Raw genomic sequence first — 22,023 nt, 5'->3', positions numbered from 1 at the left:
CACCACCGGGTCAGACCGGCGGCGGAGCCGGCAGCCGCCCCGGGCGCGGCCGCAGCCGGGCCACCACCCGGCCGACGACGACCGCCGTCCCGAAGGCCCGGGAGTCGTCGGTGACCAGCGGGTTGTCCCCCTCCACCCAGTGCCCGCCGGGCACGGCGCGGCGGACCCGCTTGACCACCAGCAGCTCCGGCCGCGCGGGGAACCGGGCGAGCACGACCGTGCCGGCCGGCACCACCGCCCCGGGCGGCAGCCGGCGGACCAGCAGCCGGTCCCCGTGCCGCACGGTCGGCGACATCGACGGCCCGGCGACCCGGGCCAGCACCCAACGGGTCGGCAGCCCGGGGACGCCGCCCGGGCCGTCGCTGCTCGACGTGTTCTCGGTGATCACCGCGGGTAGGGTCGCAGAAGACCCATCCCCACGAACCCGGAGGCACACCCATGCGTCTGTTCCGCATGTTCTCCGCCGTGGAGGCCACCGCACACTGCGACCTCCCCTGCGGCGTCTACGACCCGGCCCAGGCCCGCATCGAGGCGGAGTCGGTCAAGGCCATCCAGGAGAAGTACCAGGGCAACGAGGACCCGGTCTTCCGGACCCGCGCCATCCTGATCAAGGAGCAGCGGGCCGAGCTGGTCAAGCACCACCTGTGGGTGCTGTGGACCGACTACTTCAAGCCCCCGCACTTCGAGAAGTACCCGCAGCTGCACGAGCTGTTCAACAAGGCGACCAAGCAGGCCGGCGCCGCCGGCGGCAAGGGCAGCATGGACCCCGCCGAGGGCCAGAAGCTGCTCGACTACATCGCCGAGATCGACAAGATCTTCTGGGAGACCAAGGCCGCTGCCTGACCGAGGTCCCCGTCCAGCGGACGGGGCCGTACTGCCGGGTCATCCGCGAGGGTGGCCCGGCAGTGTCGTACCTGCCGCCGGTCCTGGGTGGCAGCTCCCCCTACCCAGGAGACCAGCGCACCCGTGACGTCCTACTTCGACCTGCGCGCCCTGCTCGAACGCGTGGAGGCAGCCGCGCCGATCGACGCCGTGACCGCCGTCGCCGACGAGCTGGCCACCCTGTCCGGCGCGACCGAGGTGTCCTTCCTGATCGCGGACTTCAGCGGGCACGCCCTGGTCCGCCTCGGGACGGCGACCCGCGCGCCGGACGGTGCCCGCGTCCAGGGCGTCGAGCACGCGGAGACCCTCCGGCTGGAGGGCACGGTCCACGAAGAGGTCCTGCGCACCCAGCAGGCGGTGGTGCAGCGCAGCGACGACGGGACCTGCGTGATCGTCCCGGTCACCGACCGGGGCGACGCCCTCGGCGTGCTGGAGCTGGTGCTGCCCGAGCCGCCCGACGAACAGCAGCTGGCCGACATCGCCGCGGCCGGCCACGCCCTCGCCTACGTGATCATCGCCAACCGGCGGCACACCGACCTCTTCGAGTGGGGCCAGCGCACCACGCCCTTCTCGCTGGCCGCGGAGATCCAGCGCCGGTTGCTGCCCAGCGCCTTCACCTGCGAGGCCGGGCAGTTCACCCTCGCCGGGTGGCTGGAGCCGGCCGCGACCGTGGGCGGGGACACCTTCGACTACGCACTGGACCGGGACTCGCTCCAGGTCTCGATCACCGACGCGGTCGGGCACGAGGTCGGCGCCGCCCTGCTGGCCACGCTGCTGGTGGGCAGCCTGCGCAACGAGCGGCGCCGCGGGCTGGGCCTCGATGACCAGACGCGCAACGCCAACGACGCCGTCGCCACGCACTCGGCGGCCGGGGAGTTCGTCACCGGCCAGGTCATGCGCGTGGACCTGCACACCCTCGAGGCGCAGATCGTGAACGCCGGCCACCCCTTCCCGCTGCGGCTCCGCGACGGCCGGGTGGAGGAGGTCGAGCTGGCCATCGACCTCCCGTTCGGCGTCGAGGCCGGCACCGGGTACCGCCTGCAGCGCTTCCCGCTGGAGCCCGGCGACCGCGTCGTCTTCGTGACCGACGGGATGCAGGAGCGCAACGCCGCCTCCCTCGACGTCGCAGCGGCGCTGGCCGCCACGGCCTCGATGCACCCCCGGGAGGTCGTGCACGAGCTCGGGCAGGCGGTGCTGCGCGCCACCGGTGGCGTCCTGCGGGACGACGCCTCCGTCGTCTGCCTCGACTGGTACGGCGGCCCGCCGCGCGAGCGCGACAGCCGCACCGGGGCCAGCCCACGGCTCGCCTCCCGGTGAGGCCGCCCGCCGCGACACCGCCGTCGGCAGGCGTTCGGTCCCGGTCCCGGTAACCTCGGTCTGCGATGCGCATCGACCGGGCCGGCTGGCCCTTCCTCGCCGTTCCCCTGGCCTCTGCGGCGGTGTCCACCGCCCTGGGGCGGGGCAGCGGTCTCCGTGGGGCCCGCCTTCTGGCGTGGCCCCTCCTCGCCCTGTCGGCGTACATGGCCCTGTTCTTCCGTGACCCCGACCGGCAGTGCGACTCGGTCCCGCCCTCCCCCGACGACGTGCTCTCCCCGGCCGACGGCGTCGTCATGGTCGCCGGTGAGGCGCAGCCGGGCGTGGCGCCCGAGGGCGACTGGCAGCAGGTCAGCGTCTTCCTGTCCGTCGTCGACGTGCACGTGAACCGCGCGCCCTACGGCGGCCGGGTCACCTCCTCCACGTACACCCCGGGCAGCTTCCTGGCCGCCTACCGCGCGGAGAGCGCGCACCGCAACGAGCGCAGCGAGCTGTGGGTCCGCGACGGCGACCGCACGGTCGTCTTCCGGCAGATCGTCGGCGTGCTCGCCCGGCGGATCGTCACCCGCGTGGTGCCCGGGCAGGAGGTCGCCACCGGCGACCGGATCGGGCTGATGAAGTTCGGGTCCCGGATGGACGTCTTCCTGCCGCCCGAGTGCACCGTCACCGTCACGAAGGGGCAGCGGGTGCGGGGCGGCGAGACCGTCATCGCCCGCTGGTCCTCCCCCAGCTGAGGAGCCGGCGGATGCCCGGGAGGCGCACCACCACCGTCGAGTTCGTCCGTGGTTCGGTGCGCGGCGGCCGGCGGCGGGCTCGCTCGTGGCTGCCCAGCCTGTTCACGCTGGCCAACATGATGTGCGGCTTCGGCGCCATCCTGGTCGCCTTCCGCGGCGAGTACCGGCTGGCCTGCCTGCTGATCGCGCTCTCGGTCGTCTTCGACATCGCCGACGGTGCGGTCGCCCGGCTCGTCGGCGCCGTCTCACCCTTCGGCCTGCAGTTCGACTCGCTGGCCGACCTGGTCTCCTTCGGCCTGGCCCCGGCCCTGCTGGCCTTCGCCCTGTTCTCCGACGGCCGGGACTCCCTCGACGCCCTCGGCTGGGTGGTCTGCTTCCTCTGGGTGGCCTGCGCCGCCATCCGGCTCGCCCGCTTCAACACCACGATCGACCCGACGGCGGACAAGCGGTTCTTCACCGGCCTGCCCAGCCCCGGCGCGGCCGGGGTGGTGCTGGCCAGCGTGTTCGCGTTCGCCGACCTGATGCAGGGCCGCGACCGGCTGTGGGTGCTGCTGGTGGTCGTCGTGCCCGGGCTGCTGATGATCAGCAACGTCCGCTACCGCTCGTTCCGGTCCCTGGTCAGCCCGAAGAGCGGCAAGCCCTACGGACTGGTCGTCGCCGTCGTCCTGGTCGTCGTCGGCCTGCTCACCGTCCCGACCGTCACCTGCCTCGTGGTCGCCTACAGCTACCTGTTCTCCCCGCTGGTGATGCCGGTGCTGACCCCGCTGGGCCGGCTGGTCCCGGCACGGATCAAGGAGGTGCTGTCCTGAGCGTGCGCCGGGTCCGCCCCGACGACGTCCCGACGGTGCTGCGGCTGGTCCGCGAGCTCGCCGCCTACGAGGAGTCCGAGCACGAGGCCGGGATGACCGCCGAGCAGCTGCACGCCGCGCTGTTCGGGGAGTCCCCGGCGCTGTTCGGTCACGTCGCCCTCGCCGGGGAGGGGGAGGGTGCCGAGATCGCCGGCTTCGCCCTGTGGTTCCTCAACTTCTCGACCTGGCGCGGCACCCACGGGCTGTACCTCGAGGACCTCTACGTCTCCCCCGCCCACCGCGGCACCGGGCTGGGCCGCGAGCTGCTCCGGACGCTGGCCGACGAGTGCGTCACGCGCGGCTTCGCCCGGCTGGAGTGGTCCGTCCTCGACTGGAACACCCCGTCCATCGAGTTCTACAGAGCAGCCGGTGCGGTGCCGATGGACGGGTGGACGGTCTTCCGGCTCACCGATGACGCCTTGACCCGGTTCGCGGCCGACCGCCGCTGACCCACCCGACCGACAGGAGAACGGTGTGACCACCGAACGCGGCGAGTCCGAGTGCTGGCTGACCGACATGGACGGCGTGCTGGTGCACGAGGGGAGGGCCCTGCCCGGCGCGGCCGACTTCCTCGCCCGGCTGGTCGAGCGTGACCGCCGTTTCCTGGTGCTGACCAACAACTCGATCTTCACCCCGCGCGACCTGTCCGCCCGGCTGGCCCGCAGCGGCCTGGACGTGCCCGAGCACGCGATCTGGACCTCGGCGCTGGCCACGGCGGACTTCCTGGCCTCCCAGCTGCCCGGCGGCTCGGCCTACGTCATCGGCGAGGCGGGCCTGACCACGGCGCTGCACGAGGCGGGCTACACGATGACCGACACCGACCCGGACTACGTCGTCCTCGGGGAGACCCGCACCTACTCGTTCGAGGCGATCACCCAGGCGGTCCGGCTGGTCGGCGCCGGCGCCCGGTTCATCGCCACCAACCCCGACGTCACCGGCCCCTCCCCCGAGGGCCCGCTGCCCGCCACCGGCTCGGTCGCGGCGATGATCACCAAGGCCACCGGGGCCGAGCCCTACTTCGTCGGCAAGCCCAACCCGATGATGTTCCGCAGCGCGATGAACCGGATCGAGGCGCACTCGGAGTCGACCACGATGATCGGTGACCGGATGGACACCGACGTCGTCGCCGGCATCGAGGCCGGGCTGGACACCATCCTGGTGCTGACCGGCTCGACCCGCGCCGAGGACGTCAGCCGCTTCCCCTTCCGGCCCAGCCGGGTGCTGCCCTCGATCGCCGAGGTCATCGAGCTGATCTGACGGAGGACCCCTCGCCCCCCGCCCCGGGAGAGGGTCCTCCCACTCGCGGCGGGCCCCTGCGAGGGGGCCTAACGGTCGAGGAAGGCCAGCCGCGCCTCGGGGGTGGCCAGCAGGTAGAGCTCGGCCGCGACGAGTGCCAGCACCGGCAGGCCCAGCAGCGGCTGCTGCGCCGGGAAGGCGGCGTTGTACGCGAGCAGGCCCAGCAGGATCTGCAGCACGATGACCGGGCCACGGGCCCAGCCGGACACCCGCCACAGCCCGACCGCGGCGGCGGCGAGCAGCCCGGCGCCCAGCCCGACGTAGACCACCTCGGCCAGCGCGCGCCCCACGCTGTCCGGGGAGCCGGTCAGCGTCAGGACCAGCAGCACGACGGCGAGGACGGTCAGCGCGAGCGCCTCCACGGCCACCACCAGGGCGGCCCGGCGGACGGCGGTCGGCGCCTCCTGGCGCGACCGCGCGCGGCGCGGCGCGGTCGGCTGCGCCGCCCCACCGAGCAGGCCCTCGGCCCGCGGCCGACGGCGGTCCGGGGTCTGCCCGTCCTGACCTGACACGCCGCCGAGGTTACCCGCGGCTCCCGCGCGAGCCGCCGCACCGGACGTGCCGCACGGCCGGCCCGGAGGCGCTGGATATGTTGGGCGGCATGCGTGCGCTGCTGGTGGCGAACCCGGCGGCCACGACCACCACCCGCAAGGTCCGCGACGTGCTGGTCCGGGCGCTGTCCAGCGAGCTGGACCTCGAGCTGGCCGAGACCGCCCACCGCGGTCATGCCCGGGAGCTCGCCGCCCAGGCCACCGCGGACGGCATCGACCTCGTCGTGACCCTCGGCGGCGACGGCACGGTCAACGAGGCGGCCAACGGGCTGCTCACGGCCGGCCCCGGCCCCGACGTGCCGATGCTGGCCGTCGTGCCGGGCGGCTCCACCAACGTCTTCGCCCGCGCGCTCGGCCGTTCGCGCGACCCGGTGGAGGCGACCGGGGAGATCCTCGACTCGCTGCGCGCCGGGCGCACCCGCCTGGTCTCCCTCGGCACCGCCCAGGCCCGCACTGACGAGGCCCGCACCGGCGAGCAGGGGACGGCGGAGGGCTGGACCACCCCCCGCTGGTTCGTCTTCGCCGCGGGCATGGGCTTCGACGCCGACGTCATCTCACGGGTCGAGGCCCAGCGCGCCCGGGGACGGCGGTCCACCGGCAGCCTCTACATCGGTGCCGGCGTCAACGCCTTCCTGCTCGGCCGGGACCGGCGCCGTCCACCGATCACCCTCGAGGCGTCCGGCGAGGCCCCCGTCGACGGGCTGTTCCTCGCCCTGGTCTCCAACGTCAGCCCCTGGACCTACCTGGGGGCGCGGCCCATCGACCCGAGCCCCGAGGCGTCCTTCGACACCGGCCTGGACGTCTTCGCGATGGGGCGGGTCGGCGTGGTGCGGATGCTGCACCACGTGCGCCAGACCATGGCCGCCCGGCCGGACGCCCGCGGCCGCGGGGTGCACCGCTGGCACGACCTCGGGGAACTGACCCTGACGTCGACCCGCCCGCAGGGGTGGCAGCTGGACGGCGACCACCTGGGCACCACGACCGGGCTCCGCGTCCGGTCGGTCCCGGACGCGCTGCGCGTCGTCGTGTGACCGGTGCGCCGTCCGTCCTCGTGTGACGGAGCGCTCGGCGCCGGACCCCTCCGGGTGGTGCGGGGACGCGCCCGGTGGGGTAGGCAGGAGTGGCGAGGCCCCGCAGGGCGTGGTGAGGTTGCTCACGAGCCCCGCTGACGCCCGGCGAACTGCTTGACAGTGCGTCGACTCGTGAAAGCATCACAAGCAAGCAACCTGCTGGTAACACAGCAGGCGGTCGTCGTTCCCCGCGCTGACACCAGCGCACGGACCTGCGGGGGCGGTCCCCGGACCGACGACCGGACACCCTGACGAGATCGAGGAGTACACCGCCATGGACTGGCGCCACCGCGCGCTCTGCCGGGACGAGGACCCGGAGCTCTTCTTCCCGATCGGGACGACGGGCCCGGCAGTCGTCCAGATCGAGCAGGCCAAGGCTGTGTGCGGCCGGTGCCCGGTCGTCGAGTCCTGCCTGGACTGGGCGCTGAGCTCCGGTCAGGACTCCGGGGTCTGGGGCGGGCTGTCCGAGGACGAGCGCCGTGCCCTGAAGCGTCGCACCGCGCGCACCCGGGTCCGCACCGCCTAGCACCCGCCGCCTCTCGCCCTGCGCATGCGCAGGGCGGGGCCGCGCAGCAGAGCCCGCTCCCTCCGGGGGCGGGCTCTGCTGCGTTCACCGGCGGGGGCGCCCGGCGCCCGGCAGGCTGAGCACCGCCTCGGTCCCCGGGCCGCCGTCCGCCGGCGGCCCCATCTCCAGCGTCCCGTGCAGCTCGCTGGTCACCAGCGTCCGCACGATCTGCAGACCCAGCCCGGTGCTGGCCGCCGGGTCGAAGCCCGGCGGCAGCCCGCGCCCGTCGTCGCGGACCCGCACGACCAGGTCGTCACCGGTGCGCTCGGCAGCGAGCACGATCGTCCCCGGCTCGCCGTCGTCGAACGCGTGCTCGGCCGCGTTGTGCAGCAGCTCCGTCACCGCCATCACCAACGGCGTGGCGCAGGCCGCGGGCAGCTCCCCGATCGCGCCGTCGCGGTTGATCCGGGCGGCGGGCCCCACCGAGGTCACGTCACCGAGCATCGGCAGCACCTGGTCGAGCACGTCGTCGACCTCCACGACGTCGTCCCGGCTGCCGGCCAGCGTCTCGTGGACCACCGCGATCGAGGCCACCCGGCGGACCGACTCCTCCAGCGCCGCCCGGGCCGCCGGCTCGGTCATCCGACGGGCCTGCAACCGCAGCAGCGCGGCCACGGTCTGCAGGTTGTTCTTCACCCGGTGGTGGATCTCCCGGATGGTGGCGTCCTTGGTCATCAGCGCGCGGTCCCGGCGGCGCACGTCGGTGACGTCGCGGACCAGCACCAGCGCGCCCTCCTCCCCGCCGGGGGCCTGCAGGGGCAGCGCCCGCACCAGCATGGTGGCCGCGTCGTTCTCCACGTCCATCGGCTCGGGGAACCGGCCGGCGACCGCCGCGGCGATGCTCGCGGCCACGGCCTCACCGGCCACCCGGTCGCCCGACACCTGCCGGGTCACCTCGCCGAGGTCGGAGCCGACGACGTCCCCGGTCACGCCCATCCGCCGGTAGGCCGACAGGGCGTTCGGGCTGGCGTAGACCGCGCGCCCGGTGCCGTCCAGCCGGACCAGCCCGTCGCCCACCCGCGGGCTCATCTCCGCGTCGTCCAGCATCCGCGGCGGGAACGTGCCGGCCGCCACCATCAGCGAGAGGTCGGCGGCGATGTCGAGGTAGGTGACCTCCAAGGTCGACGGCGACCGGGTGGCCGCCAGGTTGGTGTCCTTGGCCAGCACCGCGACCACCGCCCCGTCGTGCCGGACGGGGATGACCTCCCGCCGGCGGGGGCTCGTGCCCGACCAGTCGGGCTCGCCCTCGGTGATCGGCCGCCCCTCCCGCTGCGCGCGCAGCAGCGGCTCGGCGTCGAGGCCGGTGGCCTCGCTGCCCACCAGGTCCTCCGGCTGGCTGGTGGGCGCCGTCAGCGGCCGCACCTGGGCCACGCACCACCAGGCACCGGTGTGCAGCGGGACCCACAGCGTGAGGTCGGCGAAGGCGAGGTCGGCCAGCAGCTGCCAGTCGGCCACGAGCCGGCGCGCGTGGTCGACCTGGGAGGGGCTCGCCGAGCCGCGGGTGAGACGTTCGGACAGGCTGCTCATCGTCCGGTGAGCCTACGGCCCCGTCCGGGGCCCACCCGAGCCTGCGAGAGCACGAGTGTGACGGGGTCCGCTGTCTACCCTGCTCGCGTGGCCTCCCCCGCACCCCGCGTCGGCCCGGCCGGGCCCGCGGACCACGCCCGGATCGCCGAGCTCACCGTGGCCGCCTACGCCGCCGAGGAGCTCGCCCCGGCGGAGTACCTGCCCCAGCTGGCCGACGTGGCGGGGCGGGCGGACCGGGCGGAGCTCCTCGTGGCCCGCGACCGCGACGGACGCGTCGTCGGCAGCGTGGCGCTGGTGCTGACCGGCGACTTCGGGGAGGTGGTCGAGTCCGCGGACGAGGCGGCGTTCCGGATGCTGGCGGTGGACGCCGGCGCGCGCGGCCAGGGCATCGGGGCCGCGCTGGTGTGCGCCTGCCTGGACCGGGCCCGGGCGGCCGGCAAGCGCCGGATGGTGCTGTCCACGGGCGAGCGGATGACCGCGGCGCACCGGCTCTACGCCCGGTTCGGGTTCACCCGGCTGCCGGAGCGGGACTGGTCGCCGGTGCCCGGCGTCGACCTCCGCGTGTACGTCCTCGACCTCGGCTGAGGGACCCGCCGCCTCCCGGACGGCGGTCGCTACGCCGGGACGACGGTGGCGATCAGGTCGCCCTCCTGGAGGACCTCCCCCTCGACGACGTGCAGCTCGCCGACCGTGCCGGCGCGCTCGCTGAGCACCGGGATCTCCATCTTCATCGACTCGAGGATGACCAGCGTGTCACCGGCGGCGACCTCCGCACCGGGGGCCACGAGCACCTTCCACACGCTGGAGACCATCTCGGCGTGGATCTCCTCGACCGCCACCGGCGCCCCCTGTCCTCTGACCTGCCCCGACCCGTCCGAACCGAGGGTGTGCTCATGAAAGCACGCGCGGGGACCGGCACCGCACCGCGCCGAGCGCCGATCAGCTGCAGTCGGGGACGAGCGCACCGGCGATGCGGTGCAGCACGCCGCAGACAGCGGCGCCGTCGTGCGGGACGCCGGTGTCGGGCAGGCCGGTGAGGAGCTCCGTCGCCGCCCGCGCAGCGCTGGCCGCATCGGGGGCGGCGGTGCTCACCGTGGCCAGCAGCGCGTCGTACCAGCCGTCGAGGCGGTCACCCGCGTCGTAGCCGCTCACCGCGACCAGCTCGACGTCCCCGGCTGCCCCCCGGTCGGGGACCGGGAGGTCGGGCAGCCGGCCGGTGACCCGGCCCGCGGTGCCCGGCGGCAGGGTCGACCGCAGCTGGACGGCCAGCCCGGCGTACGGGGGCCCCTCGGCGGCGCCCGGGAGCGGGTCCGCCGGGGCGCTGGAGGCCCTGCCCAGCGCGAGCGCGACGGCATCCACCCCGTGGGCCCGCTCCAGCACCGCGATGTCTAGGGAGAAGCCCGCCGCGACCTCGGCCAGCTCCCCGCCCGGGTCGATGCCCACCGTGACCAGCCCGCGCCAGCCCAGCTCGGGGAGCCGCCGGGCGGCGGCAGGCAGCGACCCCAGTCCGTCGGGCGGCGTCCAGGAGACCCGGGGGGTGCCGCCGGCGCGGTCCCGCAGCACCGGGGTGACGTGGTGCAGCCCCTCGGCGCTCACCCAGGCCAGGAAGCCACGCTCGCTGGCCGGCTCGACGCCGTCACCGCCGAGGCGCTCGAGCACCCCGGCGTCCGGCCCGATCCAGCCCAGCCCGGCGTCGGCCACAGCGGCGGCCAGCCGTGCGTTCCCGGCGAGGGCCGGCGGGACGGGCAGCACGGCCTCCACCCGGGTCCGGCGGGCGGCCTCGACCAGCCGGCGGACGTCCAGGTAGGACTCGGCTGCCGGGGCGGGCCCCAGCAGCACGGACTCGTCGGCCATCCGCACGTGCCGGGCGTCGCGTTCGGCCTCCGAGTACACCGCGACGGCCTTCACGCCCAGCCGACCGCACGCCCGGATCACCGCGCAGGCCATCGGCCCCCGCCCGGCCACGAGCACGCTGTCGACTGCCTGGACCACGTCGTCCTCCTCCTCCCGGCCGCGCCGACGTCCTGCCGGTGGCTCCTGCCACCGCTTGCCCGACCGCGCACCAGCGCACGGTGCCCGGCCCACCCGTGAGAGCCTTGCAGGGTCAGCTTGGCCGGTGCCGGGGTGCCCTGCATCCTGCACCGGGACCGATCAGCAGCCGGGCCTGCCGCCCGGGTGGAGCACAGAGAGGAGGGGCAGCGATGTCCAAGCGTGGACGCAAGCGGCGCGCCCGCAAGAAGAGCGGCGCCAACCACGGCAAGCGCCCCAACGCCTGACGAAGGACCCCCGTGCCCCCCACCACTCGCACGCTCGCGGTGGGTCCCGGCAAGGGGCCGGGCAGCGCTCCACCGCCGTCAGGCGGTGGGGCGCTCCCCGGGCAGCTCGGCGCCGCCGGTCCCGATGCTCGTCGTCTCGACGCTCGTCTCGATGCTGGTCTTCTCCACGCGCACCTGGGTGCCGTCCTCCTCGAAGGAGACGGTGGTCAGCTGCACCTTGATCCGGTCGCGCAGGCCGATCGGCGTGGGGTCACCGCCGCAGCGCCGGCGGACCAGCGCCTTGAACTCCTGCTCGATGCCGAACTGGCGCAGGCAGGGCGAGCAGTCCTCGAGGTGCTCGGCGATGACGGCGCGCCGGGCGTCGTCGGTCTCGTGGTCGAGGAACTCGAAGACGTGGGAGAGCACGTCGTCGCAGGAGGCGATCTCCGCGCCGTGGCCCTCGCCGCCGTGAGCGTCGTTGCTCATGAGCGGGTCGCCTCCTCAGCAGCTCCGGCCCGGACGAAACCGCGTTCCCGGGCGTAGTCGGCCAGCAGCTTCTGCAGACCGCGGCGACCGCGGTGCAGGCGGGACATCACCGTGCCGATGGGCGTGCCCATGATCTCGGCGATCTCCTTGTACGCGAACCCCTCGACGTCGGCGAGGTAGACCGCGAGCCGGAAGTCCTCCGGCAGCTGCTGCAGCGCCTCCTTGATGTCGGAGTCGGGCAGGTGGTCCAGCGCCTCGATCTCCGCGGAGCGCAGGCCGCTGGAGGTGTGCTCCTCGGCCGCGTAGAGCTGCCAGTCCTGCACCTGCTCGGTGGGGTACTGCTGCGGCTGCCGCTGCTTCTTGCGGTAGCTGTTGATGTAGGTGTTCGTCAGGATCCGGTACAGCCACGCCTTGAGGTTGGTGCCCTCGGCGAACTGGTGGAAGGCGGAGTACGCCTTGACGAACGTCTCCTGCACCAGGTCCTCGGCGTCGGCGGGGTTGCGGGTCATCCGCAGCGCCGCCGGGTAGAGCTGGTCCAGGTAGGGCAGCGCGTCCCGCTCGAAGCGGGCGTCACGCTGGGCCCGGGTCTCGGCGAGCTCGGCACGACTGCCGTCGGCGCGCGCCTCCGGGGTCTCCTCGGGCTTCCCCGGCTCGACGACGGGGCTGTCGCTCACGGGCTCCTCGGGCACCGACCGTCCTCTCTGCGGCGCCCGGGAACGGACGACCACGTCGCTCGATCCTAGCCGGGTGCGGCCTGGGCGGCCGGGGGGACGGCGGACGGACGCGGAACCGCGCGCGATGCGCGTCGGGGCGCCCGGGACTGTGCTGCTCACGGTCGGTGCAACGGCACGCCCCCGGGGTCGATTCCCCGCCGGGGTGGTCGTCGGGCGATCACTCCCCGACCCGGTGGGCGTCGCCCTAGGCTGCTGCGCCGTGGCGGCGACACCGGCGGTGCGGACCCTGGACCAGGCGCGGGCCCCCTACTCCCTGCACGAGTACGACCCGGCCGACGGCGCGGACGGGCACGGCTACGGCGAGGTGGCGGTGGCCGCCCTGGGTGCCGACCCCGCGCAGGTGTTCAAGACCCTCGTCACCCGGGTCGACGGCGCGCTCACCGTCGCCGTCGTGCCGGTCAGCGGACAGCTGAACCTCAAGGCGCTGGCGACCGCCGCGGGCGGGCGGAAGGCCGCGATGGCCGACCCGGCCGACGCCGAGCGGAGCAGCGGCTACGTGCGCGGCGGGATCAGCCCGCTGGGTCAGCGCAAGGCGCTGCCGACCGTGGTGGACGACAGCGCCCTGGCCTTCCCGACCGTGCTGGTCAGCGCGGGCCGGCGCGGGCTGCAGGTGGAGCTGTCGCCGGCGGACCTGGTGCGGCTGACCCGGGCGCGCACCGCACCGATCGCCCGCGGCTGACCGCCGCCGGGTCAGCCGTACGGGGTGAGCAGCTGGTCGACCGGCGCGAAGTCGTCGGTGAGGACGCCGGCGTCCCCGATGAAGCGGTCGAGCTCGTCGCCCTCGGCCACCTGCCAGGCCAGCCCCCGCTCGGCCAGTGCGGCGGCGATCTCCGCCGACGGCAGGGGGCGCTGCGAGGCGACCGCGACGACGTTCCCGCCGGCCTCCCCGGACAGCACGGGCGCCCGGGCCAGCAGCAGCACGTGGTCGAAGACCTGCTGCACGGTCGCGAGCTCCGCCCGGACGAAGGACAGCGGCGGGTGGTCGATCAGGTTGACCGCGTAGACGCCGTCCTCGGCCAGCGCGTCGTCGACCAGGCGCAGCGCCTCCACGGTGGTCAGCTGCCACGGCACCGACAGCCCGCCGAAGGCGTCACCGACGACGAGGTCCCGCTCGCCGGCGGCCTCCGCCTCGAGCCCGACGCGGGCGTCGCCGACCCGCACCTCCAGCTCGTCGGAGGTCTCCAGCCCGAGCTCCTGCTCGTCGACCGCGACGACGCCGGGGTCGACCTCCAGCACCCGGCTGACGGTGCCCGGCCGCACGTCGGCCAGGTAGCGCGGCAGGGTCAGCCCGCCGCCGCCGAGGTGCAGCGCCGACAGCGGTTCGCCGGCCGGGGCCAGCGCGTCGGTGACCGAGGCGATGGCCTGGACGTACTCGAACTCCAGGTACGTCGGGTCGGCGAGGTCGACGTAGGAGTGCCGCAGGGTGTCCAGCACCAGCACCCGGCCGGTGTCCCGCGCGGGGTCGGCGACCACCCGGGCGCAGTGGTAGGCGGTCTCCCGCTCGCAGGGCGTCGGCGCGACCGCGGCCAGCACCGGGGCGGCGACGGCCAGGGCGAGCAGGCCCACCGGGAGCCGGCCGGTCACCCCGGGGGTGCGGCGGCGAAGCAGCACGGCCAGCGCCACCCCGACCAGGACGACGAGCAACCCGGTGCCGACCAGGATCACGCTGCTGGGCAGCACCGCGACCAGCAGGAAGCCGGTGGCGAAGGTCGCCACGATGCCCCCGATGGTGCCGATGCCCGACAGCCGGCCGACCACCGAGCCGGTCTGGGACAGGCTCCCCAGCTGCAGCGCCACCACCATCGGCGGGACGGCGGACAGCAGGGCGGCCGGGACGACGACCGCGACCGCGGCCAGCAGCAGCACGTTCCCGGCCGCGGCGCCGGACAGCAGCTCGCCGGCGAACCGCACCAGCGGGAGCACGGCGACGATCAGGGCGCCACCGGCGACCATCAGCGGCGCGATCAGCCGCCGCGGGTCGGTGCGGTCGGCGGTGGCGCCCCCGGCCCAGGCGCCGATCGCGATCGCGGCCAGCGCGAACCCGATGATCGCGGTGCTGGTCTGCAGGGTGATGCCGACGTAGGGCGCGATGAGGCGCAGCCCGACGACCTCCAGCACCAGCACCGCCCCGGAGGACAGGAAGGTCACCCCGGCGGCGATCCAGTCGGGCAGCGCCCGGGCGGAGGCGGGCTCCGGGTCGGTCGACGCGATGGTGGGGTGCGGGTCCAGCGGGCTCACCTCGGGGATCGGGGGACGGTCAGAAGAGGGCGGGCTGGTCGGCGGGCTCGCTGACCGACTCCACCCGCGCGGTCAGCTGCGGGCCGTTGTTGGCCACGTTGCCCACGGCCGGGCCGACCGGACGGATCTCCAGCCGCTCGACGTACTCCGGCGGCGTCGGGCCGGCCAGCTCGGTGACGTCCTCGCGGGCCGGGTCCAGCCACTCCGCCCAGCGGTCGGGCGGCAGCACCAGCGGCATCCGGGGGTGCACCTCGGTGAGCGCACCGACCGCCGGGGCGGTGACCACGGTGCAGGTGTACAGCCGGTCCTCGCCCCGGCCCCACACCTCCCAGAGCCCGGCGAAGGCGAGCCCGGAGCCGTCCTGCGGGGTCACGTAGAACGGCTGCTTGCCGGGGCGGTCCTGCCGGGGCGCCCACTCGTACCAGCCGTCGGCCGGGACCAGGCAGCGCCGGCTCGCCGCCGCGGTGCGGAAGGCGGGCTTCTCGGCCAGCGACTCGACCCGGGCGTTGAGCATCCGGTTGCCGACCGAGACGTCCTTGGCCCAGGAGGGCACCAGGCCCCAGCGCACGGCCCGGAGCTCCCGGTGCCCGCCGCCGGTGAGCGCGCCCTCGGCGTCCCGCTCCTTCTTGTGCCGCACCACGTACACGTCCTTGGTGGGGGCGACGTTGTGGTCGGCCGGCAGGGGCGCCTGACCCTCGACCGGGACGGCCTCGAACTCCAGCGCCAGGTCCTCCGGACGGCGGCTGGCGGCGTACCGACCACACATGACGGGCTCCTCCCGGGACGACGACGTCCCCGAGCGTAGGTGCGCCCACCGACGACCCGCCGTGCGTCACCCGGGCCGGGAGGGGTAGGACGGGGGGCACAGACCCGACGCACCGCGACGAAGCACGACGGAGGGCACATCACGTGACGACCACCCAGGCTCCCTCGACAGAGCAGCCGAAGACCGCCGGCGACGCGGGCGCACGCCCGTACGCGACGGTGAACCCCTACACCGGGGAGACGGAGAAGGAGTTCCCCTTCCTGGAGACCGACGCCATCGACGGCGTGGTCGAGCGGGCCCACGCCGCCTTCGGCGACTGGCGCCGCCGGTCGGTGGCCGAGCGCGCCGCCGTCGTCGGCCGGGCCGCCGAGCTGATGCGCGAGCGGCAGGACGAGTTCGCCGCCCTGATCACCCGGGAGATGGGCAAGCGGATCCAGGAGGCCGCCGGCGAGGTGCAGCTGGCCGCGAGCATCCTCGAGTACTACGCCACCAACGGCCCGCGGTTCACCGAGCCGAAGCCGATCGACGTGATGGGCGGCGGCGAGGCCGAGGTGGTCAACGAGCCGATCGGCGTCCTGCTGGCGATCGAGCCGTGGAACTACCCGCTGTACCAGGTGGTGCGGGTCGCCGGCCCGAACCTGACCCTGGGCAACACGATCCTGCTCAAGCACGCGGAGAACAACCCGCAGTGCGCGCTGGCGCTGGAGCAGCTGTTCCGCGACGCCGGGGCCCCCGAGGGCGTCTACACCAACCTGTTCCTGCGGATCGCCGACGTCGAGCAGGTCATCGCCGACCGGCGGGTGCAGGGCGTGACGCTGACCGGCAGCGAGCGGGCCGGGGCGAGCGTGGCGCAGCTGGCCGGCAAGCACCTGAAGAAGTCGGTGCTGGAGCTCGGTGGCAGCGACCCGTTCATCGTGCTCGACGCCCCCGACCTGGGCCGCACCGTGAAGGCCGCGACCATGGCCCGGATGGCCAACACCGGCCAGGCCTGCATCGCGGCCAAGCGGATCATCGTGCTCGACGAGGTCTACGACGACGTCGTCGCCGGCCTGCAGCAGGCATTCGGCAGCTTCACCCCCGGCGACCCGGCCGACCCGGCGACGACGCTGGGCCCGCTGTCCACCGAGCGGGCCGCGCAGGACCTGGCCGCGCAGATCCAGGACGCCGTGGACAAGGGGGCCACGGTGCTGGCCGGCGGCAAGCGCCCCGAGCACGACGGCGCCTTCGTCGAGGCGACCCTGCTGGCCGACGTCACCCCGGAGATGCGGGCCTACCACGAGGAGCTGTTCGGCCCCGCGGCCGTCGTCTACCGGGTCAAGGACGCCGACGAGGCCGTCGCCCTGGCCAACGACAGCGACTTCGGGCTGTCGGCCGCCGTCTACAGCGGGGACACCGAGCGGGCCCGCGAGGTGGCCGACCGGCTGGAGTCCGGGATGGTCTGGATCAACCAGCCGTCGGGCTCCTCCGCCGAGCTGCCCTTCGGCGGGGTGAAGCGGTCCGGCTACGGCCGCGAGCTGTCCGAGCTGGGCATGTTCGAGTTCGCCAACCGCCGACTGGTGCGCACGATGCCGCCGAAGAAGCAGGCGGCGCCGGCCCAGCACGTCGGCGGCTGACGCGGGAGGTGACCCCGCGCTCCGGGCGCCGTCACGGCGGCGTCCGGAGCCCGGGGGTCCTCGCCAGGAGACCGGCCGGGCGGGTCGGCAGGGCAGGATGAGCGGCATGACCGAGGTCTGGACGACGCCTGCCCGCCGCACCCCGGTGGACGCCGTGGTGACCCTCCCGGGCTCCAAGTCGATCACCGCCCGCGCCCTCGTGCTGGCCGCGATCGCCGACGGGCCGAGCCGGCTCGTGCGCCCGCTCCGCGCCCGGGACACCGACCTGATGGCCGCCGGGCTGCGGGCGCTCGGGGTCGGCGTCGTCCCCGACGGCGCGGACTGGCTGGTCACGCCCGGGCCGCTGCGCGGGCCGGCCGAGGTGGACGCCGGGCTGGCCGGCACGGTGCTCCGCTTCCTGCCCCCGGTCGCCGCGCTGGCGACCGGGCCGGTCCGGCTCGACGGCGACGCCCGGCTCCGGGACCGGCCCAACGCCGGGCTGATCGCCGGCCTGCGCGACCTCGGCGTCCGGGTCGATGACGACGGCCGCGGCCGGGCCCCGTTCACCGTGCACGGCACCGGGGCGGTGCGCGGCGGCGCGGTCACCGTCGACGCCAGCGAGTCCAGCCAGGTCGTGTCCGGGCTGCTGCTGGCCGCGGCGCGCTTCGACGACGGGATCGAGCTGACCCTCGCCGGCGGCCTGCCGTCCCTGCCGCACGTGGAGATGACCGTCCGGACCCTCGCCGAGCACGGGGTGCAGGTGAGCCGGACCGACGGCGGGTGGCGCGTCGCCCCGGGCCCGATCGCGGCGCTGGACCGCGTCGTCGAGCCCGACCTGTCCAACGCCGCCCCGTTCCTGGCCGCGGCACTCGTCACCGGCGGCCGGGTGACCGTGCGCGACTGGCCGACCGACACCACGCAGCCCGGCGCCCAGCTCGACCGGCTGTTCACCGCGATGGGGGCCGAGGTGGCCCGCACGCCCGCGGGCCTGCAGGTGACCGGGCGGGAGCGGATCACCCCCCTCGACGCCGACCTGGGCGAGGTGGGTGAGCTGACCCCGGTGCTCGCCGCACTCTGCGCCCTGGCCGACGGGCCCTCCCGGCTCACCGGCATCGCCCACCTGCGCGGCCACGAGACCGACCGGCTGCAGGCGCTGGACGAGGTGCTCAGCGCCGTCGGCGCCCGGGTCGAGCAGCTGCCCGACGGGCTGGTCATCACCCCGGGGCCGCGCCGGGCAGCGCGGGTCGACTCCTACGCCGACCACCGGATGGTGCACGCCGCGGCGGTGCTGGGCCTCGCGGTCGACGGCGTCGAGGTGACCGACCCGGCCGCGGTGACCAAGACGCTGCCGGACTTCCGGGAACGCTGGGCCGGCCTGCTCGGCGAGGACGCCGGGGTGCCCGCATGAGCCGGAGGATGGACAGCCGCTCCGACGAGGACGACGTCCGCGTCCGGGCCTCGCGGCACGGCTCCCGTCCCCGCACCCGCACCCGCCCCACGCACGAGGAGGCGGTGCCCGGGCTGGTCATCGCGGTGGACCGCGGCCGGATGACCGTGCGGGTCGAGGGGCCCGAGGGCGCACCGGTCGACGTCACCGCGATGCGCGCCCGCGAGCTGGGCAAGCACGGCGTCGTCGTCGGTGACCGGGTGCGGCTGGTGGGCGACACCTCCGGGCGCACCGACAGCCTGGCCCGGATCGTGACCATCGCCGACCGGGTCACCTCGCTGCGCCGCACCGCCGACGACACCGACCCCACCGAGCGGATCGTGGTGGCCAACGCCGACCTGCTCGTCGTGGTCACCTCCGTGGTCGACCCCGACCCCGCCCTCGGCTTCCTGGACCGCTGCCTGGTCGCCGCCTACGCCGGCGGGCTGCAGCCGCTGCTGTGCCTGACCAAGACCGACCTGGCCAGCCCCCAGCCGCTGCTGGACCGCTACGCCGGGCTGGAGGTCGAGGCGGTGCCGATGTCGCGGGAGGCGTCGCTGGACGAGCTGCTGGAGCGGCTGACCGGGCGGATGAGCGTGCTCGTCGGCCAGTCCGGGGTGGGCAAGTCGACCCTGGTGAACCGGCTGGTGCCCGACGCGTTCCGGGCCACCGGCGACGTCAGCAAGATCGGCAAGGGCCGGCACACGTCGTCCTCGGCGGTGCTGCTGGACCTCCCCGGCGGCGGCACCGTGATCGACACCCCCGGCATCCGCTCGCTGGGCCTGGCCCACGTCACCGCGCAGGACGTGCTGGCCGCCTTCGACGACCTCGCCGAGGCAGCCGTCGACTGCCCGCCGGGCTGCGGGCACACCGCCGAGGACCCGGAGTGCGCCCTGGACGCCTGGGCCGCCGAGGGCCCGCCCGCCGGCCGGGAACGGCTGGCCAGCTTCCGCCGGCTGATCGCCGCCGTCGGCCAGCTCACCCCCGGCCACTGAGGGAGGACCCCGTCCTCCTCATCCCTCGCGAGCTCGGGACGAGCCTCGGGACGGGGCCGCGGGGCCGAGGGCGAGCGGGAGGGGATCTCGCGGACTAGATCTCCCGCGGGGTGATCGCGCGCTCGGTCCAGCCGCCACCACCGTCGGGGTCGACCCGCCACGCCCGCGCGCCCGGCCGCACCGTCACCGCCTCGGCCAGCTCGACGCCCACGTAGTGCAGCCCGACGCCGTCCTCGGTCGCGTAGCCGGCCGGCAGCGTCCCGGCGGCGACCAGCCGGCGGTAGGTCTGCCGGCGCGGCTGGTCGGTCAGGTCGTCGTGCACGCCGTTGCTGTACGGCAGCAGCCCCAGGCCCTCGGTGAACGGGTCGAGCCGGTCGGACCACGAGTCGGTGGGCCCGCCCACGTGCCAGCACAGGCTGCCGGCGCTCGGGCCGGCGAGCACCACCCCGGCCTCCCAGCACTGGCGCAGCACCGCCGGCAGGCCGTGCGCCCGCCAGACCGCCATCAGGTTCACCACGCTGCCGCCCTCGACGAGCACGACGTCCTGGGTGAGCAGGTGGCTGCCCACGTCGGGGACGCTGGGCTGCGGGAACAACCGCAGCACGCTGAGGACGACGTCGTCCCGGCCGCCGAACACCCGCTGGTACGCCGAGACCGCCGCCGGGTCGTCGCCCACCGCGGTCGGCATGTAGCAGAGCCGCACCGGTCCCCCGGTGGTGCGACGGGCGGCGCCCAGCGCCAGCACGTGCTCCAGGAGCGGGCGGTTGCCCCGCTCCCCCGGCCGCGGCTCGATCACACCCGAGAACGCGAACACCTGCCGTCGCACCGTCACACCTCCACGTAACCGCCGCTGCGCCAGTAGACCCCCGACTCCCGGGTCAGCAGCGCCTCGTCCACCAGGTATCGGCGGAGCGCGGCCACATCGGGGTGCCAGGCGGCCAGCAGTGCGTTGACCTCCCGCTCCGGGTAGCGGACCCCGGGTTCGAACACGTGCACCAGGTGCTCGAGCACGACCCGGCGCTTGCTGTGCTGCGCCGGGACGGAGATCAGCCTGCCGTCCCGGACGAAGGCGCGCAGCACGGCGTCCTGCCCCGGGTCGGCGGACAGCTGAGGTGCGGGCGGAGCGGTGGCGGCCGCCGCCCGGGCCGCCTCGCCGAAGCGGTCGGCGTGCAGCACGAGCGCGTGACCGTCGCGGTCCACCAGCCCGGCCCGGGACAGCCGCCGGGCGGCCAGCGCGACGTCCTTCAGCGGCAGCCCCGATGCCTCGGCGACGTCGGTGAGGGTGCCCGCGCCGAGGGCGAGGGCGGCCACGACCTTCAGCCGCACCGGATCGGCCAACAACCCGACGATCGTCCCGGCCTCCACACCCCGACGGTATCCGTGCATCGCCGGCGCAGGTGGCGGGTACCCGACGGCCCATGGTGAGCCCGATCGACATCCAGAAGGCCCTGTCCGGCATGGACTACCCGGCGAAGAAGGACGACGTGGTGAAGCACGCGGAGTCCCAGGGAGGCAGCGAGGAGGTCCTCGACGCCCTGAAGGGCATCGACGACCAGGAGTACGACACCCCGGCGGCGGTCAGCAAGGCCGTCTTCAACTGAGGGAGGACCCCCTCTCCCCCCACCCTTCGCGAGCTCAGGGCGGGCCCCTGGGAGGGGGCCGCTCCAGCACGTCGCCGCCGGTGGGCGGGGCCGCACCGGCCCCGCCCGCTAGGTTCTGGCCATGACGGCTGGCCAGCGGGGATACAACGAGGACATGCGCCTGGCGCACGTACTGGCCGACCAGGCCGATGCGATCAGCCTGGACCGCTTCCGGGCGCAGGACCTCCGGGTGGAGACCAAGCCCGACCTCACGCCCGTCACCGACGCCGACCACGCGGTCGAGGAGCAGCTGCGCAGCACGCTGGCCCGCGCCCGCACCCGGGACGCCGTGCTCGGTGAGGAGTTCGGCAGCACCGGCCGCGGCGACCGACGCTGGGTCATCGACCCGATCGACGGCACGAAGAACTTCGTCCGCGGTGTGCCCGTCTGGGCGACCCTGGTCGCCCTGCTCGACGGTGACCTCCCGGTGGTCGGGCTGGTCTCCGCGCCCGCGCTGAACCGGCGGTGGTGGGCCGCGGCCGGCACCGGTGCCTGGACCGGGCGCCGGCTGGAGAACGCCACCCGCTGCACGGTCTCCCAGGTGGGCGCGCTCGCCGACGCGAGCCTGTCCTACTCCAGCCTCTCCGGCTGGGAGGAGCAGGGCCGGCTGGAGCCGTTCCTCGACCTCACCCGCTCGGTGTGGCGCACCCGGGCCTACGGCGACTTCTGGAGCTACATGATGGTCGCCGAGGGCGCCGTCGACGTCGCCTGCGAGCCCGAGGTCTCCCTGTGGGACCTGGCCGCCCTCGACGTCATCGTGCGCGAGGCCGGCGGCGCCTTCAGCGACCTGGCCGGCAACGCCGGGCCGGCCGGGGGCAGCGCCGTGGCCAGCAACGGCGTCCTGCACCCCGACGTGCTGACGGCGCTCGCCCCCCGGGGGGAGTGAGCGCCGTCGGCGTGGGTCGAGCTGGTCAGCGAGTGGTGCCCGGCCCCGTGCCGGAGCCGCCGCGGCCGCCCTGCAGCCGGCGGCGCACGTCGTCGATCTTCGCCCGGTTCTTCGGGTCGCTGGCCAGCTGCTGGGCCTTCTCCGTCGCCTGACGGATGACCTGCTTGCCCTTCGGGCTGTTCGCGAACTGCATGACCTTGTTCATCAGCGACGCCATG

Annotated in this window: 28 protein-coding genes; 16 read left to right on the top strand and 12 right to left on the bottom strand. The window is 75.0% G+C overall.

Annotation, left to right across the window (positions count from 1 at the left end):
- Positions 1-10: 10 nt before the first annotated feature.
- Positions 11-388 (bottom strand): S26 family signal peptidase, encoded by a 378-nt coding sequence (locus FB380_RS11550; protein WP_229682101.1) that lies wholly within the window; start codon positions 386-388, stop codon positions 11-13.
- A gap of 50 nt (positions 389-438) precedes the next feature.
- Here FB380_RS11550 and sodN point away from each other — a divergent pair, with 50 nt between their 5' ends.
- From sodN to FB380_RS11520, 6 genes are all read left to right on the top strand, one after another.
- On the top strand, positions 439-843 hold the full coding sequence (sodN, locus tag FB380_RS11545) for a superoxide dismutase, Ni (RefSeq protein WP_166755164.1): 405 nt from the start codon (positions 439-441) through the stop codon (positions 841-843).
- Positions 844-966: 123 nt separating this feature from the next.
- Positions 967-2,199, top strand: a complete 1,233-nt coding sequence (locus FB380_RS11540; RefSeq protein ID WP_166755163.1) for a PP2C family protein-serine/threonine phosphatase — start codon at positions 967-969, stop codon at positions 2,197-2,199.
- A gap of 65 nt (positions 2,200-2,264) precedes the next feature.
- Positions 2,265-2,930, top strand: coding sequence for a phosphatidylserine decarboxylase (locus FB380_RS11535; RefSeq protein WP_166755162.1), 666 nt, complete (start codon positions 2,265-2,267; stop codon positions 2,928-2,930).
- Positions 2,931-2,941: 11 nt separating this feature from the next.
- Complete coding sequence (pssA, locus tag FB380_RS11530; protein WP_166755161.1) at positions 2,942-3,739, top strand: CDP-diacylglycerol--serine O-phosphatidyltransferase; 798 nt, start codon at positions 2,942-2,944, stop codon at positions 3,737-3,739.
- 2 nt (positions 3,740-3,741) lie between these two features.
- Positions 3,742-4,227: a GNAT family N-acetyltransferase gene (locus FB380_RS11525; protein WP_229682102.1), complete on the top strand. Its 486-nt coding sequence runs from the start codon at positions 3,742-3,744 to the stop codon at positions 4,225-4,227.
- Between the two features lie 25 nt (positions 4,228-4,252).
- Positions 4,253-5,035, top strand: a complete 783-nt coding sequence (locus FB380_RS11520; protein ID WP_229682103.1) for an HAD-IIA family hydrolase — start codon at positions 4,253-4,255, stop codon at positions 5,033-5,035.
- Positions 5,036-5,103: 68 nt separating this feature from the next.
- Here FB380_RS11520 and FB380_RS11515 read toward each other — a convergent pair whose 3' ends face one another.
- On the bottom strand, positions 5,104-5,586 hold the full coding sequence (locus FB380_RS11515) for a hypothetical protein (RefSeq protein WP_166755160.1): 483 nt from the start codon (positions 5,584-5,586) through the stop codon (positions 5,104-5,106).
- 89 nt (positions 5,587-5,675) lie between these two features.
- Between FB380_RS11515 and FB380_RS11510 the strand changes: the two genes are divergently transcribed.
- Together FB380_RS11510 and FB380_RS11505 are read left to right on the top strand one after the other, a co-directional pair.
- Positions 5,676-6,656, top strand: coding sequence for a diacylglycerol/lipid kinase family protein (locus tag FB380_RS11510; protein WP_166755159.1), 981 nt, complete (start codon positions 5,676-5,678; stop codon positions 6,654-6,656).
- A gap of 313 nt (positions 6,657-6,969) precedes the next feature.
- Positions 6,970-7,221 carry a WhiB family transcriptional regulator gene (locus FB380_RS11505; RefSeq protein ID WP_036340246.1) on the top strand — a complete coding sequence of 84 codons (252 nt, stop codon included), beginning with the start codon at positions 6,970-6,972 and terminating at the stop codon, positions 7,219-7,221.
- An 84-nt stretch (positions 7,222-7,305) separates the two neighbouring features.
- Here the strand turns inward: FB380_RS11505 and FB380_RS11500 are convergent, their stop codons facing one another.
- The gene (locus FB380_RS11500) at positions 7,306-8,787 is read right to left on the bottom strand and encodes a sensor histidine kinase (RefSeq protein WP_166755158.1); all 1,482 of its coding nucleotides are present in this window, start codon (positions 8,785-8,787) and stop codon (positions 7,306-7,308) included.
- 87 nt (positions 8,788-8,874) lie between these two features.
- Here FB380_RS11500 and FB380_RS24700 point away from each other — a divergent pair, with 87 nt between their 5' ends.
- A complete protein-coding gene (locus tag FB380_RS24700; protein WP_166755157.1) occupies positions 8,875-9,372 on the top strand; it encodes a GNAT family N-acetyltransferase in 498 nt (165 codons plus the stop codon).
- Between the two features lie 29 nt (positions 9,373-9,401).
- On the opposite strand, the gene FB380_RS25985 is transcribed toward FB380_RS24700, so the two are convergent.
- Both FB380_RS25985 and FB380_RS11485 read right to left on the bottom strand, forming a co-directional pair.
- Complete coding sequence (locus FB380_RS25985) at positions 9,402-9,626, bottom strand: biotin/lipoyl-binding carrier protein (protein ID WP_166755156.1); 225 nt, start codon at positions 9,624-9,626, stop codon at positions 9,402-9,404.
- A gap of 100 nt (positions 9,627-9,726) precedes the next feature.
- Complete coding sequence (locus tag FB380_RS11485; RefSeq protein ID WP_166755155.1) at positions 9,727-10,779, bottom strand: biotin carboxylase N-terminal domain-containing protein; 1,053 nt, start codon at positions 10,777-10,779, stop codon at positions 9,727-9,729.
- 209 nt (positions 10,780-10,988) lie between these two features.
- On the opposite strand from FB380_RS11485, the gene FB380_RS26230 reads away from it, so the two are divergent.
- The gene (locus FB380_RS26230; protein ID WP_014742531.1) at positions 10,989-11,063 is read left to right on the top strand and encodes a 50S ribosomal protein bL37; all 75 of its coding nucleotides are present in this window, start codon (positions 10,989-10,991) and stop codon (positions 11,061-11,063) included.
- 78 nt (positions 11,064-11,141) lie between these two features.
- On the opposite strand, the gene rsrA is transcribed toward FB380_RS26230, so the two are convergent.
- Both rsrA and FB380_RS11475 read right to left on the bottom strand, forming a co-directional pair.
- Complete coding sequence (gene rsrA, locus FB380_RS11480; RefSeq protein ID WP_166755154.1) at positions 11,142-11,528, bottom strand: mycothiol system anti-sigma-R factor; 387 nt, start codon at positions 11,526-11,528, stop codon at positions 11,142-11,144.
- Entirely contained in the window at positions 11,525-12,202 is a 678-nt protein-coding gene (locus FB380_RS11475; protein ID WP_308423038.1) for a sigma-70 family RNA polymerase sigma factor, read from the bottom strand. The genes rsrA and FB380_RS11475 overlap by 4 nt, the downstream gene beginning before the upstream one ends.
- A gap of 259 nt (positions 12,203-12,461) precedes the next feature.
- Between FB380_RS11475 and ybaK the strand changes: the two genes are divergently transcribed.
- On the top strand, positions 12,462-12,941 hold the full coding sequence (gene ybaK / locus FB380_RS11470) for a Cys-tRNA(Pro) deacylase (protein WP_229682104.1): 480 nt from the start codon (positions 12,462-12,464) through the stop codon (positions 12,939-12,941).
- Positions 12,942-12,952: 11 nt separating this feature from the next.
- Here ybaK and FB380_RS11465 read toward each other — a convergent pair whose 3' ends face one another.
- Together FB380_RS11465 and FB380_RS11460 are read right to left on the bottom strand one after the other, a co-directional pair.
- Positions 12,953-14,500 (bottom strand): fused MFS/spermidine synthase, encoded by a 1,548-nt coding sequence (locus tag FB380_RS11465; RefSeq protein WP_166755151.1) that lies wholly within the window; start codon positions 14,498-14,500, stop codon positions 12,953-12,955.
- A gap of 19 nt (positions 14,501-14,519) precedes the next feature.
- A complete protein-coding gene (locus FB380_RS11460) occupies positions 14,520-15,266 on the bottom strand; it encodes an SOS response-associated peptidase (RefSeq protein WP_166755150.1) in 747 nt (248 codons plus the stop codon).
- A 143-nt stretch (positions 15,267-15,409) separates the two neighbouring features.
- Here FB380_RS11460 and FB380_RS11455 point away from each other — a divergent pair, with 143 nt between their 5' ends.
- The 3 genes from FB380_RS11455 (at position 15,410) to rsgA (ending at position 19,279) form a co-directional block, all read left to right on the top strand.
- Positions 15,410-16,879 (top strand): NAD-dependent succinate-semialdehyde dehydrogenase, encoded by a 1,470-nt coding sequence (locus FB380_RS11455; RefSeq protein WP_166755149.1) that lies wholly within the window; start codon positions 15,410-15,412, stop codon positions 16,877-16,879.
- Positions 16,880-16,985: 106 nt separating this feature from the next.
- On the top strand, positions 16,986-18,266 hold the full coding sequence (aroA, locus tag FB380_RS11450; RefSeq protein ID WP_166755148.1) for a 3-phosphoshikimate 1-carboxyvinyltransferase: 1,281 nt from the start codon (positions 16,986-16,988) through the stop codon (positions 18,264-18,266).
- Positions 18,267-18,274: 8 nt separating this feature from the next.
- Positions 18,275-19,279 (top strand): ribosome small subunit-dependent GTPase A, encoded by a 1,005-nt coding sequence (gene rsgA, locus FB380_RS11445; protein WP_208382823.1) that lies wholly within the window; start codon positions 18,275-18,277, stop codon positions 19,277-19,279.
- A gap of 94 nt (positions 19,280-19,373) precedes the next feature.
- Here the strand turns inward: rsgA and FB380_RS11440 are convergent, their stop codons facing one another.
- Both FB380_RS11440 and FB380_RS11435 read right to left on the bottom strand, forming a co-directional pair.
- Positions 19,374-20,105, bottom strand: coding sequence for a peptidase E (locus FB380_RS11440; RefSeq protein ID WP_229682105.1), 732 nt, complete (start codon positions 20,103-20,105; stop codon positions 19,374-19,376).
- A 2-nt stretch (positions 20,106-20,107) separates the two neighbouring features.
- Positions 20,108-20,644 carry a DUF2087 domain-containing protein gene (locus FB380_RS11435; protein WP_166755146.1) on the bottom strand — a complete coding sequence of 179 codons (537 nt, stop codon included), beginning with the start codon at positions 20,642-20,644 and terminating at the stop codon, positions 20,108-20,110.
- A gap of 53 nt (positions 20,645-20,697) precedes the next feature.
- Here FB380_RS11435 and FB380_RS11430 point away from each other — a divergent pair, with 53 nt between their 5' ends.
- Both FB380_RS11430 and hisN read left to right on the top strand, forming a co-directional pair.
- Complete coding sequence (locus tag FB380_RS11430) at positions 20,698-20,880, top strand: DUF2795 domain-containing protein (RefSeq protein WP_166755145.1); 183 nt, start codon at positions 20,698-20,700, stop codon at positions 20,878-20,880.
- A gap of 121 nt (positions 20,881-21,001) precedes the next feature.
- Positions 21,002-21,805 (top strand): histidinol-phosphatase, encoded by an 804-nt coding sequence (hisN, locus tag FB380_RS11425; protein ID WP_166755144.1) that lies wholly within the window; start codon positions 21,002-21,004, stop codon positions 21,803-21,805.
- Between the two features lie 25 nt (positions 21,806-21,830).
- On the opposite strand, the gene FB380_RS11420 is transcribed toward hisN, so the two are convergent.
- Positions 21,831-22,022, bottom strand: coding sequence for a hypothetical protein (locus tag FB380_RS11420; protein WP_166755143.1), 192 nt, complete (start codon positions 22,020-22,022; stop codon positions 21,831-21,833).
- Position 22,023: the final 1 nt, after the last annotated feature.

Origin of the sequence: Modestobacter marinus, assembly GCF_011758655.1 — a bacterium.
Taxonomy (GTDB): Bacteria; Actinomycetota; Actinomycetes; order Mycobacteriales; family Geodermatophilaceae; genus Modestobacter; species Modestobacter marinus.
Note: the sequence above shows the minus strand (reverse complement) of the source record. Positions and strands in the feature narration are given on the sequence as shown.